Below are 13,927 nucleotides of genomic sequence, written 5' to 3'. Positions count from 1 at the left end.
CCTCGACCCTGACAGATGCAGACACCGGAAAAAGAGCCTGAAAAGAAAACCGCGCCCAAGCCCCAGCGCATTCTGATGGTCAACGAGCAACGCACATTCCAGGTGATGATGAAGGCGATGCTGATCAACATCGGCATCAGCGACATCACCTTCTGCAACAACGCCGAGGAGGCGCGCCGCCGCTGCCAGAAGGGCAGCTACGACATCTACCTCATCGATTACGATCTCGGGGTCGGCGAGAATGGCCGCCAGCTGCTCGAGAGCCTGCGGGATCAGAACCTGATCCCCCCCAAAAGCGTGGTGATCATGGTGAGCGGCGACAGCTCCCGCGCCATGGTGCTGAGCGCCCTCGAGGCCGAGCCCGACGAATACCTGATGAAGCCCTTTTCCCAGGAGCAGTTCTCGTTTCGCCTAAAGCGCGCACTGGCCCGCCGTCAGGCCCTCTCCAGCATCTTCTCTGCCCTGGCCGACAACAATCTGCCCGCCCTGCTCACCGCCTGTGCCGAACGGGCCGAGGCCGTGCCCCGCTTTGCCAACTATTGCCGCTGCCTGCAGGCAGACACCCAGCTCAAGCTGGGCCAGGCCCAGGAGGCCCGTACCCTGATGCGCCAGCTGCTGGCCGGGCAGGACAACAGCTGGGCCCGGCTGACCCTGGGCAAGGCGTGCAATACCCTGGGGCTTCATGAAGAAGCGGTCAGCCACCTGCAGGCGACCCTCAAAAACACCCCCCTGATGGTGGAGGCCCATCGCTGGCTGGCGGAATCCCTGCTGGCGCTGGGCAAGGATGAACAGGCCCAGCAGGAGCTCAGGCGGGCAGTGGATATTTCCCCCCAGTCGGTGCCGCTCTCGCGCCGGCTCGCGGAGGTGTGCCTGCAGCGCCACGACTACGCCCAGGCCAAGGACGTGCTGCTCTCGCTCATTGATCTCTCGCGCAACTCCATCCACCGCACCCCCCACTACCTGGGGGCCTATATCCAGACCCTGACCCTCTACGCCCTCAACAGCAACGACAGCTACCACATCGCCAACCTGCAAAAACAGGTGAACAGCGCCCTGTCGCGCATTCGCGACTCCCTGATGATGTCGGAGTTCAACTACCCGGTATTCGAGCAGATCTGCCAGGCCAGGGTACAAATCGCCCTGGGGGAGCTGCTCAAGGGCAAGAAGATGCTCTATCGCGCCAACCAGAACTGGCTCGACGAGCCGGCCACCATGCCGCCGGCCCTGCTCGGGGAGACCATCCTCGCCCTCTACCAGCTTGGCGAGTTCGAGTATGCCGAGAGCCTGCAGAGCCTGTTGGCGGAAGATGGCGATCGGCTGCTCACCACCTGTATCCAGGCCACCCGGGATGACAAGACTGTGCTGGAGCGCCGCCAGCGCTACCAGCAGCTCAACGAGCTCGGCATCAAGGCCTATCAGTCCGGCGAGCTGGAGCAGGCGCTGGGCCATTTTCGCGAGGCCCTGCGCCGCGCCCCCGCCAATACCGGCGCCGCCCTCAACAAGATCCAGGTACTGCTGCAGTTGATGCAAAAAAATCGCAAGAGCCCGGAGTTTGGCGCCGAGTGCAAAGACACCCTGGATATCCTCGACGGCATCCCTCTCAACCCGGCCCAGCAGGATCGCTTTCGCAAGCTGCGCCAGGAGTACAACCAGTTCAGCTGACCCGGCTCGCCTATGCTGATATTGACTCGGCAAGGGGAGGAGACGGGCGATGGCCATGTGTCGATATCTGGTGGCGGATGGCCGCCACTGCAGCGAAGAGGCGGGAGAGCATGATCTGTGCCGTTGGCACGATCCCCATGGTCACCATCAGGATCCCCACACCGCTCGCGAACTGGAGCACTACATCCACCAGGGCGGATTGTGCCACGGCCTGCAGCTGGCCCGCGCCAACCTGGCCGGCCTCAATCTGGTGAAGAAGGGCTCGCCGGAGGGCTTTTTGCTGGAGCAGTGCAACCTCTATCGGGCCAACCTGCAGGGCGCCCATCTCTACGGCATTCGCATCAAGGGGGGCAGTCTGATGAAGGCCGATCTCAGCGATGCCAACCTGCACTGCGCCTCCCTCGACGACGTCAATCTGCTCGGCATTCGCTGGCACAACACCCGCCTCGACAACCTGGATACCGGCAAATGCCTGATGCAGGAGCGGCGCGGGCGCAAGGAACGGGATCCGGTGCAGGCCCGCATCTGGCTCAAAGAGGCCGAAGAGACCTACCGGGATCTGCGCAAGGCCTCGGAGGCCCAGGGCATCTTCACCATGTCCGGCCGCTACATCCAGCAGGAGCTCACCATGCGCCGGCTGCAGTTGCCGTTCTGGTCGAGTCACCGCTTCACCTCCTGGGTGGTCGATCTCTTCTGCGGTTACGGCGAGGCCCCGATGCGAGTGGTGCTCTTCTCCCTGTTGCTGATTTTCATCTGCAGCATCTTCTACTTCTTCTTTGGTCTGAGCTTCAACGGCAACCCGCTCATCTACCGCCCCGACGCTCCCCTGGAGCAAAATGCCATCTTCCTGCTGGAGTGCCTCTACTACAGCGTGGTGACCTTCACTACCCTGGGCTATGGCGACTTTACTCCCATCGGCTTCTCCCGGATCTGCGCCGCCTTCGAGGCCTTCACCGGCAGCTTTACGCTGGCGCTGTTTGTGGTGGTATTTGTCAAGAAGATGACCCGCTGACAACCTCTCGCGACGGCTCGTGAACAGGTTACCGAGCAACTGCGCCAGTCACAGCCCCCGAACTTGCATCCACCGCCGATTCCTAGTCCAATAGCCACTTATAAAATGACATGAGCATCCCGGACATGAAGATCATCTCTTTCAATATCAACGGCCTGCGCGCCCGTCTGCATCAGTTGCAAGCCATCATCGACAAGCACCAGCCCGATGTGATCGGCCTGCAGGAGATCAAGGTTCACGACGAGGCCTTCCCCCTCGCCGACGTGGAAGCCATGGGTTATCACGTCGAATTCCACGGCCAGAAGGCCCACTACGGGGTGGCCATCATAAGCAAGCAGAAACCGGTCAAGGTGGAAAAGGGCTTCCCCACCGATGATGAAGAGGCCCAGCGCCGGATGATCATGGCCACCTTCGAGCGGGAAGATGGCTCCCTCATCAAGGTGATGAACGGCTACTTCCCGCAAGGGGAGAATCAGGATCACGAGACTAAGTTCCCGGCCAAGCAGAAGTTCTATGAAGACTTGCAGCACTACCTCGAGACTCATCACACCCCGAGCGATCAGCTGGTGCTGATCGGGGATATGAACATCTCCCCCACCGATCTCGACATCGGCATAGGCGAGGCGAACCGCAAGCGCTGGCTGCGGGACGGCAAGTGCTCCTTCCTGCCCATCGAGCGCGAATGGATGGCCCGTCTGGAAGGATTCGGCCTGACCGACACCTTCCGTGCCGCCAACCCCACCGAGTGCGAGCGTTTTTCCTGGTTTGACTACCGCTCCAAGGGGTTTGACGAGAACCGCGGCCTGCGCATCGACCTTATCATGGCCTCCGATGCCCTCAAGGACAAAGTGACCGAAACCGGCATCGACTACGAACTGCGCGGCATCGAGAAGCCCTCCGACCACGCCCCCATCTGGGCCTGCTTCGCCTGAACAAACGTCAAATGTTAATAAAAAAGCCAGTGTAGAGGCCCCTCTTCACTGGCTTTTTACATTGGCCATCGACGACGTCAGCTGCCCGCCAACATTTTCATTCAAATCCCAAAAAGGGCTTGAGCCGGGCGGATGGCCCTTGCCACAATTCGTTGCCCATCAAAAAGGTGAAAACTTTCACTTTGAGAAGGTTAGGTTCAAGATAGTGATCCTATTATCCCGATTTCCGATTTTCCGTTTGTAATGACGTTAATCATGACTTGTGCACAGAGTGCGGATCGCCACGACGGCGATCCATCCAACAGGAGTGTAAAGATGAAGGTGCCGACTAGCCCAATAGCGAGATTCAAACAGAGCGTGTTGACGCTGGCACTGATCGGCGGACTGACGGCCTGTGGTGGTGAAACTGACCCGGCAGCCAACGCCATGCCTGCCGTCCCTGTGGTGGTTAACGAGGTCACCCCGGTCGATGTGCCGCTCACCACCGAGATGGTGGGTGAAACCGCCGGTTTTCGCGAGATTGAAGTACGCTCCCGGGTGAGCGGCATCCTGCTCAAACGCACCTATGTGGAAGGCCAGCCGGTCACCGCAGGCCAGGAGCTGTTCCTGGTCGATCCGGCCCCCTACAAGGTGGCGCTGGAGCAGGCCAAGGGCACCTTGGCTCAGGAGCAGGCCCGCCTCAACAAGGCCCGCGCCGACAAGGATCGCATCATCCCGCTGTTCAAGCGCCAGGTGGTGAGCCGCAAAGACTACGATGACACCATCGCCAACTACGAGGCGGCCGTGGCCAGCCTGCAGGCGGCCCAGGCCAAGGTGAAAGAGGCTGATCTCAACCTCAGCTACACCCAGGTCACCGCCCCCATCAGCGGCATGGCGAGCAAGAGCTCCCAGTCCGAGGGCAGCCTCATCTCCACCAGCGGTGACAGCAGTCTGCTGACCACCATCACCCAGTTCGATCCCCTCTATGTGAACTTCTCCTACTCGGAGCAGGACCGTCTCAACTTCGAGAAGTCGGTCAAGAAGGGGCTTATCGAGGCCAAGAGTGCCACTGACTGGCGTACCCATATCCAGCTGGCCGACGGCAGCACCTATCCTGAGCCCGGTCGTCTGAACTTCTCCGACACCCGTGTCGATCCCCAGACCGGCACCATCCGTGCCCGCGCCATCTTCGACAACAAGGACGGCGCCCTGCTACCCGGCCAGTTCGTGCGCCTGACCATCGATCTGGGTACCCGCAAGAACGCCATCGTGGTGCCGCCGCGCGCCATCGTCCAGTCCCAGGCTGACCGCCTGGTGATGGTGGTGGATGCCGACAACAAGGTGAGTCCGCGTCCGGTCAAGCTGGGCCCGACCGTCAGCAGCGGCATCATCATCGACAGCGGCCTGCAGGCCGGCGATCGCTACATCGTCGAAGGGTTGATGAAGGCGCGTCCGGGTGCCGTGGTCAAACCGGTTTCCGCCGAGGAGATGAAGGCGATTAACGCCAAGATCACCCAGGGTGCCGCTGGCAAATAAGGAGCCCCCATGTTTTCCAAGTTCTTTATCGAACGCCCCATCTTCGCCAGCGTGATCTCGATCATCATAGTGCTGGGCGGGTTGGCGGCGATGCGCGCGCTCCCGGTGGAGCAGTATCCCCAGATCACCCCCGCAGTGGTCTCGGTGACCGCCTTCTACCCGGGTGCCACCCCTGAGGTGATCTCCCAGACCGTGGCCGCCCCCATTGAACAGCAGGTCAACGGGGTCGAGAACATGATCTACATGCAGTCTGGCTCCGCCTCCAACGGCCAGATGAACCTCAACGTCTACTTCGACATCGGGGTCGACCCCGATCAGGCGACCATCGACGTCAACAACCGGGTCTCGGCCGCCATGGCCCAGCTGCCGGAAGAGGTGAAGAAGCAGGGTGTGACGGTGCGCAAGAAGTCCACCTCCATACTGCAGGTGATCACCCTGCAGTCGCCCAACGGTTCTTTTGATACCACCTATCTGTCGAACTACGCCCTGCTCAACATCATCGACGAGCTCAAGCGTATTCCCGGCGTGGGTGATACCTCCCTGTTCGGGGGCACCGACTATGCCATGCGGATCTGGCTGCGCCCGGACCGACTGGCCCAGTTGCAACTCACCCCGAGCGATGTGATCGGCGCCATCCGCGAGCAGAATACCCAGTTCGCGGCGGGCAAGATCGGCTCCCAGCCCACCAGTACCCCCACCGACTTCACCTACACTGTGCAGACCAAGGGGCGTCTGGACGACGTGAAGGAGTTCGAGAACATCATCATCCGCGCCATGCCGGATGGCTCCAAGATCCGCGTTCGTGACGTGGCCCGGGTCGAGCTCGGTGGCAAGGACTACGACGTACTGGCCCGTGCCAACGGCAAGCCGGCCATCGGTATCGCCACCTACCTGCAACCGGGTGCCAACGCGGTCGCCGTGGCCGATCAGGTGCGCGCCACCATGGAACGCCTGCAGGGTCGTTTCCCCCAAGACGTGGAATACCAGATCCCCTACGACACCACAGAGTTCGTGAAGATCTCCATCGAGGAGGTGGTTCACACCCTGCTTGAGGCGATCGTGCTGGTATTCGTGGTGGTCTACCTGTTCCTGCAGAACTTCCGCGCCACCCTGATCCCCTGTATCGCGGTGCCAGTGTCCTTGATCGGTACCTTCGCCGGTATGCTGATGCTGGGCTTCTCCATCAACCTGCTGACTCTGTTCGGCATGGTGCTCGCCATCGGTATCGTGGTGGATGACGCCATCGTGGTGCTGGAGAACGTCGAGCGGATCATGAGCGAGAAGAAGTGCTCCGCCAAAGAGGCCGCCATCCTCGCCATGCAGGAAGTGTCTGGCCCCGTGGTCGCCATCGTGCTGGTGCTCTCCGCCGTGTTCCTGCCGGTCGCCTTCATGGGCGGCATGACGGGGGTGATGTACAAGCAGTTCGCCATCACCATCGCCGTGTCGGTGGCCATCTCCGGCCTGGTGGCACTCACCCTGTCGCCAGCCCTGTGCGCCATCTTGCTCAAAGAAGGTCACCACAAACCGGCCCGCTTCTTCGTCTGGTTCAACAACGCGTTTGATCAGCTGACCCGCCGCTATGTGCGCGGGGTAGCCTTCCTCAACCGCCGCGTCGGCGTGGCCTTTGGCATCATCGCCATCATCCTGAGCTGCAGCTATGTGCTGTTTCACAAGGTGCCGGGCGCCCTGGTGCCTGACGAAGACCAGGGCTACCTCATCGGCTCCGTGATGCTGCCCGATGCCGCCGCCCTGACCCGTACCCAGGCGGTTGCCAACGATTTCGACAAGATCGCCATGGCCAACCCCAACGTGAAGGACGTGGTCACCTTCTCGGGCTTTGACATCCTGTCCGGCTCCATCATCAGCAACCGTGGTCTCACCTTCGTGACCCTGAAAGACTGGAAAGAGCGTCAAGGGGAAGGGCAAGACTCTTTCTCTCTGGCCAAGACCTTCCAGGGGCTGAGCCTGATGGGGCTGGCCGATGGCTTCACCGCCACCTTCAACCCTCCCCCCATCACCGGCATGTCCACCACCGGGGGCCTCGAAGGCTATCTGCAGAACCGGGGTACCGGCGACGTGCACGCCTTCGCGGGCGAGGTACAACGCCTGCTCGACGCGGCCAAGGAGCGTCCGGAGTTTGCCAGCGTGACCACCACCTTCCGCGCCAACGTGCCCCAGGTCTTCCTGGATCTCGACCGCGAGAAGGCCAAGGCGCTGGGGCTGCCCATCAACGCCGTGTTTGACACCATGCAGGCCACCTTCGGCCAGGTCTATGTCAACGACTTCAACCAGTTCGGTCGTACCTACCGGGTGCAGTTGCAGTCCGAGGCGGACTACCGCGCCAAGAAGGATGACATTCGCAACGTCTATGTCCGCTCCAATACCGGCGAGATGATCCCCCTCACCAGTCTGGTGACGGTGCGCGATGCCACCGGCCCCGAGCTGGTCGAGCGTTTCAACATCTTCCCGGCCGCCAAGATCATGGCTCAGCCGGCGCCAGGCGTGAGCTCGGGCCAGGCGATCAAAGCCCTGGAGGAGGTCGCCGCCCAGACCCTCGGCAACGACGCCAAGCTGGAGTGGACCGGTGCCGCCTACCAGGAAAAAGCGGCAGCCGGCAGCGCCGCCATGGCGTTTGGTTTTGGCATCGTGATGATCTTCCTCATCCTGGCCGCCCAGTATGAACGCTGGAGCCTGCCGTTTGCGGTGATCACCGCCGTGCCGTTCGCCCTGTTCGGCGCCCTGCTCGCCACCTGGGCCGTGGGGCTCACCAACAACGTCTACTTCCAGATAGGCCTGGTGACGCTGGTGGGTCTGGCGGCGAAGAACGCCATCCTGATCGTGGAGTTCGCGGTCATGAAGCATGAAGAAGGGATGACCCTCATCGAGTCGGCCCTGGAAGCGGCGCGTTTGCGTTTCCGTCCCATCGTCATGACCTCCCTCGCCTTCATCCTGGGTTGTGTGCCCCTGGTCACCTCCAGCGGCGCGGGTGCGGCGAGCCGCCACGCCCTCGGCTGGCCGGTCATCGGCGGTATGCTGGCGGCGACCTTCATCGCCATCTTCTTTATCCCGCTCTTCTTCCGCCTCATCATGAAGGGCTCGGAGAAACGGGCCAAGCAGTAATCCTGTCACTTCCTGACAGCCCAACACCCCCGCCATTGCGGGGGTGTTTTTTTATCCTCACCGGCCACGCCAGGCGCCATGCCTTGACCTTCTCCTCAAGGTAAGGTTTACAGTCCAACCATCTGATCTCGAAGGATATCCGGATTGTCACTCACCCAGCTTGCTGCAAGATTGCCCTCTGTTGCCTTGGCCCGGCTATTGCTGGCGCTGATGCTCATCTGCAATCTGACCCTCTGCATCAGCTGGCACGGCGCCTCTCTGGCCACCACGAGTGCCTCTCTCTCCCTCTTCACGCCGCAGACACTGCCTGACGCCATGATCCCGTCCCATGGGGATGACGCGGGCCCGCGCACCATGACGCTGGATCAGGAGAACGCTTCCGTGACCCTCTCCTGCCACGCCAGTGCCGGGAGCGAATCGACCATGACGGGGGATGAGTGCCAGATGCAGACCGGGCTGTCTGGCGCCGCCAATGCCCTGCCTCTGCTCGGCATGCTGCTCTCGGCTCTGCTGCTCCCCCTGTTGCTGCTGCCGCTGGGGACCCTGCCCCGCTTGCTGGATCTCTGGCTGCGTGACCCCTTCCTTAGAACCCGCGGTACTCACCCGCCCTCCTGGCCCCGCCGGCATCTGATGCTGTCGGTGCTGCGCCACTAGAAAGACCGTCTTTTGCGTGCCTGATCAGGGGTCACCCTGTCCTGGCTGCGCTCCTTGCCTGAGCCTGCGCCACCCGCGCAGGAGAACGGGCGTCCCTGACGCCCCGTTGGCCGGGCAAACCGTGTGACTCTTATCCCTTATTCGTCACCGGCCCGGCGATCCGACAGAAGAGAAGATGGTCCATGTCATCAGTCCGATTTAGTGAATACGCAGTCGCGCATCCGTGCGCCCTTGCCCCCCTTTCCCTGCGCCTGGGAGGTTTCCTATGAGCCAGAAATTGCTCGTCTCCGCCCTGCTGCTCGCCCTCGGGGCCGGCGGCGGTTACTGGGCGGCCAAACAGACAGTCACCGCGGTTGCCAAGGAGAAGACACCGCTCTACTGGGTCAACCCCATGGATCCCCGCGACAAGCGCGATGCCCCCGCCAAGGACAACATGGGGATGGACTTCATCCCCGTCTATGAAGAGAAGCAGGGCGGCTCCCCCGGCACCGTCACCATCAGCCCCGAGATCCAGCAGAACCTGGGAGTACGGCTGGCCAAGGTGGAGAAACTCCTCATCCACCAGCAGATCGAGACGGTCGGCTACGTGGGTTATGACGAGGAGCGCCTCGAAGCCATCAACTCCCGGATGGCGGGCTGGATCCGCAACCTCGCCATCAAGAACGAGGGGCAGCAGGTCACCAAAGGCAGCTTTATCTACGATCTCTACGCCCCGGATCTGGTGAACGCCCAGCACGAATACCTGCTGGCGCTCAACACTACCAATCCCCTGCTGCTGCGCGCCGCCGAGGGCAAGCTCAAGTCCCTGCAGGTACCGGCGGATCAGATAGCGGCGCTCAAGCGCACCCGCAAGGTGCAGGAGACGGTGCGCATCTACGCCCCGAGCAGCGGCTATGTCTCCGAGCTCAAGGTGCGTGAAGGCCAGTATGTGGAACCCGCCGCGCCCCTGTTCAACATCAGCACCCTCAAACAGGTGTGGGTGAGCGCCGAGGTGTTCGAGCGCCAGGCCGCCCAGATCAGAGTCGGCGATCCGGTCACCATGACTCTGGACTATGCCCCGGGCCGCAGCTGGCAGGGACGGGTGGACTACCTCTACCCGACGCTTGATGCCAGCACCCGCACCCTGCGGGTACGCCTGCGCTTTGACAACTCGGACGAGTTCTTGAAACCCAATATGTTCGCCAAGGTGAGCATCAGCACCGGCAAGGGGGAACCCCGCCTGGTGGTGCCGAGCGAAGCAGTGATCCGCACCGGCAGCCAGGACAGACTGGTGCTGGCGCTGGGGGATGGCAACTTCAAATCGGTGGCCGTCACCCTGGGCCCCCAGTTTGGTGACAAGGTCGCCATCGATGAGGGGGTCGAAGCCGGTGACAACATCGTCAGCTCGGCCCAGTTCCTGCTCGACTCCGAATCGGCCATCGATTCGGACTTCCAGCGCATGACAGCGGTGCGTCCCATGCAGGTGTGGACCCAGGGCCAGGTGCAAAACATCGATCTCGCCGGACGCACCCTCGGCATCTCCCACCAGCCCATCCCCGAGTGGCAGTGGCCCGCGATGGAGATGGACTTCAGCGTGGCCGACGGTGTGGACATCAGCCAACTGAAACCAAACCAGACCCTGCATCTGCAGGTAGAGCAGGAGGGGGACGAGTACCGCATCATCCAGATCCATGTGGAAAACAAACCGGCCACGGGCGACGCAATGAAAGAGGCCAAGGATGAGATGACAAGCATGGAGGGTATGGATCACAGCCAGCACCAGATGGGGGATAAATCATGATCCCCGCCATCATTCGCTTTGGCAGTCACCACACCCAGCGGCCGATCCCGCACCAAGAGGGAGGAGTCAAACCATGATCCCTGCCATCATTCGCTGGTCCGTCGGCAACCGCTTTCTGGTGTTGCTGCTGACTGTCATGCTCACCGCCTGGGGCCTCTGGTCGGTCAAGCAAACCCCGGTGGACGCCCTACCGGATCTCTCCGACGTGCAGGTGATCATCAAGACCTCCTACCCGGGCCAGGCGCCCCAGGTGGTGGAGGATCAGGTGACCTACCCGCTCACCACCGCCATGCTGGCGGTGCCGGGCGCCACCACGGTGCGCGGCTACTCCTTCTTCGGCGACTCCTTCGTCTATGTGTTGTTTGACGACAGCACGGATCTCTACTGGGCACGCGCCCGGGTGCTGGAGTACCTGAGTCAGGTTGCCCCCAACCTGCCTGCCGGGGCCCAGCCCCAGCTCGGGCCGGACGCCACCGGGGTGGGCTGGGTCTACCAGTACGCCCTGGTGGACAAAACAGGCAAGCACGACTTGAGCGAACTCACGTCCCTGCAGAACTGGTTCCTCAAATACGAGCTGCAGACGGTCAACGGCGTCTCCGAAGTCGCCACCGTGGGCGGCATGGTGCGCCAGTACCAGGTGCGGGTCGATCCGGACAAGCTGCGTGCCTACGGCATTCCGCTGTCGCTCATCCAGACCGCCATCGAGCAGGGTAACCAGGAGACCGGCGCCTCCGTCATCGAGATGGCGGAAGCAGAGTACATGGTGCGCTCCAACGGGTACCTCAAGAGCATCGAGGATCTGAAACAGATTCCCCTCGGCACCAATGTGCGCGGCGCGCCCCTGCTGCTGGGCGACGTGGCGGACGTAGTCACCGGTCCCCAGATGCGGCGCGGCATCGCCGAGCTCAACGGCGAAGGGGAAGTGGTGGGCGGCATCATCGTCATGCGCTATGGCGAGAATGCCCAGCACACCATAGACGGGGTCAAGGCACGGCTGGCCGAGCTCAACTCCAGCCTGCCGGAAGGGGTGGAGATCGTCACCGTCTACGATCGCTCCGACCTTATCCAGCGCGCCATCGACAACCTCTCCGGCAAGCTGGTGGAAGAATTCGCCGTGGTGGTGCTGGTCTGTCTCGCCTTCCTGTTCCACCTGCGCTCGTCGCTTGTGGTGGTCATCACCCTCCCTATCGCGATTTTGACCGCCTTTATCGTGATGCATCTGCAGGGGATCAACGCCAACATCATGTCGCTGGGGGGCATCGCCATCGCCATCGGCGCCATGGTGGACGGCGCCATCGTGATGATAGAGAACGTCCACAAACACATGGAGCGGGAGGAGCTTACCGACAAGAACCGCTGGCGCATCATCACCGAGGCAAGCATTGAGGTCGGCCCCGCCATCTTCTTCTCCCTGCTCATCATCACCATGAGCTTCTTGCCGGTGTTTGCCCTGGAGGCGCAGGAAGGGCGCATGTTCCATCCGCTGGCCTTCACCAAGACCTACGCCATGGCTGCTGCCGCCGCGCTCGCCATCACGCTGGTGCCGGTGATCATGGGCTATTTCATCCGCGGCAAGGTGCTGCCCGAGCAGGCCAACCCCCTCAACCGCTGGCTGAGTCAGGGTTATATCCCGCTGCTCAACGCCGTGCTGGCTCGCCCCAAGACCACCCTGGCGGTGGCGCTGGCGGTCACCGTGATCGGCTTCTGGCCGCTCAAGTATCTGGGCTCCGAGTTCATACCGCCGCTGGATGAGGGGGACATTATGTACATGCCCACCACTGCGGCCAACATCTCGGTGGGCAAGGCGCGAGAGATCCTGCAGCAAACCGACAAGCTCATCCGCACCGTGCCCGAGGTACAGAATGTGTTCGGCAAGGCGGGGCGCGCTGAGAGCGCCACCGACCCCGCCGACCTGGTGATGATGGAGACCAGCATCCAGCTCAAGCCCCGGGATCAGTGGCGCCCCGGCATGACCCCGGAAAAGCTCAAAGAGGAGCTCGACTCTCTCATCCGCTTCCCGGGCCTCACCAACGCCTGGGTGCCCCCCATCAAGACCCGCATCGACATGTTGGCCACCGGCATCAAGACCCCGGTGGGGATCAAGATTGCCGGCCCCGATCTCAAGGTGGTCCAGCAGATAGGCCAAGAGCTTGAGCAGATCATCGGCAAGGTAGAGGGGGCCTCTTCCGTCTACGCCGAGCGGGTGGCGGGCGGTCGTTATGTGAAGGTGGATATCGATCGGCTCAAAGCGGCCCGCTATGGTCTCAACATCGCCGACGTGCAGGCGGTGCTCGCCACCGCGGTGGGCGGCATGGACGTGGGCCAGACCATTGAGGGGCGCGAGCGCTACCCCATCAACCTGCGCTATCCCCAGAGCTATCGCGACTCGGTGGCGAGCATGGAGCTGCTGCCCCTGGTCACCCCCAAGGGTGAGCGGATCGCCCTGGCGGACGTGGCCCGGGTCTACATCAGCGATGAGGCGCCCATGCTGCGCAGTGAAAACGCGCGCCTCAATGGCTGGGTCTATGTGGATATCCGTGGCCGCGACATCGGCTCCTTCGTCGACGAGGCCAAGGCCGAGGTTGGCAAGCAGCTGGTGCTGCCGGCCGGCTACGCCCTCAGCTGGTCCGGTCAGTACGAATACATGGAGCGGGCCAAGGCACGCCTCGCCTACGTGGTGCCGCTCACCGTCGCCATTATCGTACTGCTGCTCTACCTGGCATTTCGCCGCTTCCAGGAGGTGCTGCTCATCCTCACTACCCTGCCACTGGCGGTGGTCGGGGGGATCTGGACCGTCTGGCTGCTCGACTTCAATCTCTCGGTGGCGGTGGGGGTCGGCTTTATCGCCCTCGCCGGGGTAGCAGTGGAGACCGGCGTGCTGATGCTGGTCTACCTCAACCACGCCTGGGACGATCTGGTGGCCAGTGGCAAACCGGACAAGGCCGGCCTGCACCAGGCGGTCATTCACGGCGCCGCCCTGCGTCTGCGTCCCAAGATGATGACGGTGGTCACCATCATCGCCGGCCTTCTGCCCATCATGTGGAGCCAGGGTACCGGCTCCGAGGTGATGCAGCGCATCGCCGCCCCCATGGTTGGCGGCATGGTGACGGCGCTGGTACTGACCCTGCTGGTACTGCCGGCGGCCTACTACCTGTGGCGCGTCCGCACCCTGAAACGACTGGAACACGCTCCTGCGCAGACAGATACTCAGGCTGCGCCCTGATCAATCAGACAACACTGACAAACAAGGAA

Annotated in this window: 8 protein-coding genes; all 8 read left to right on the top strand. The window is 62.4% G+C overall.

Annotated elements, in window-relative coordinates; translation table 11 throughout:
• The first annotated feature begins 15 nt into the window (after nucleotides 1-15).
• The 8 genes from ACB028_RS06550 (at nucleotide 16) to ACB028_RS06515 (ending at nucleotide 13,898) form a co-directional block, all read left to right on the top strand.
• Complete coding sequence (locus ACB028_RS06550; protein ID WP_042028519.1) at nucleotides 16-1,662, top strand: tetratricopeptide repeat-containing response regulator; 1,647 nt, start codon at nucleotides 16-18, stop codon at nucleotides 1,660-1,662.
• A 49-nt stretch (nucleotides 1,663-1,711) separates the two neighbouring features.
• Nucleotides 1,712-2,674: an ion channel gene (locus ACB028_RS06545; protein WP_061475751.1), complete on the top strand. Its 963-nt coding sequence runs from the start codon at nucleotides 1,712-1,714 to the stop codon at nucleotides 2,672-2,674.
• A gap of 125 nt (nucleotides 2,675-2,799) precedes the next feature.
• Nucleotides 2,800-3,606, top strand: coding sequence for an exodeoxyribonuclease III (gene xthA / locus ACB028_RS06540; RefSeq protein ID WP_371143809.1), 807 nt, complete (start codon nucleotides 2,800-2,802; stop codon nucleotides 3,604-3,606).
• A gap of 315 nt (nucleotides 3,607-3,921) precedes the next feature.
• Complete coding sequence (locus ACB028_RS06535) at nucleotides 3,922-5,121, top strand: efflux RND transporter periplasmic adaptor subunit (protein ID WP_042028515.1); 1,200 nt, start codon at nucleotides 3,922-3,924, stop codon at nucleotides 5,119-5,121.
• 9 nt (nucleotides 5,122-5,130) lie between these two features.
• Complete coding sequence (locus ACB028_RS06530; protein ID WP_042028511.1) at nucleotides 5,131-8,241, top strand: efflux RND transporter permease subunit; 3,111 nt, start codon at nucleotides 5,131-5,133, stop codon at nucleotides 8,239-8,241.
• A 144-nt stretch (nucleotides 8,242-8,385) separates the two neighbouring features.
• Nucleotides 8,386-8,895 (top strand): hypothetical protein, encoded by a 510-nt coding sequence (locus ACB028_RS06525; RefSeq protein WP_371143808.1) that lies wholly within the window; start codon nucleotides 8,386-8,388, stop codon nucleotides 8,893-8,895.
• 265 nt (nucleotides 8,896-9,160) lie between these two features.
• The gene (locus ACB028_RS06520) at nucleotides 9,161-10,675 is read left to right on the top strand and encodes an efflux RND transporter periplasmic adaptor subunit (protein WP_371143807.1); all 1,515 of its coding nucleotides are present in this window, start codon (nucleotides 9,161-9,163) and stop codon (nucleotides 10,673-10,675) included.
• A 73-nt stretch (nucleotides 10,676-10,748) separates the two neighbouring features.
• Nucleotides 10,749-13,898, top strand: coding sequence for an efflux RND transporter permease subunit (locus tag ACB028_RS06515; RefSeq protein ID WP_371143806.1), 3,150 nt, complete (start codon nucleotides 10,749-10,751; stop codon nucleotides 13,896-13,898).
• Nucleotides 13,899-13,927: the final 29 nt, after the last annotated feature.

It is taken from the genome of Aeromonas sp. S9(2024), from assembly GCF_041403185.1.
Taxonomy (GTDB): domain Bacteria; phylum Pseudomonadota; class Gammaproteobacteria; order Enterobacterales; family Aeromonadaceae; genus Aeromonas; species Aeromonas enteropelogenes.
Note: the sequence above shows the minus strand (reverse complement) of the source record. Positions and strands in the feature narration are given on the sequence as shown.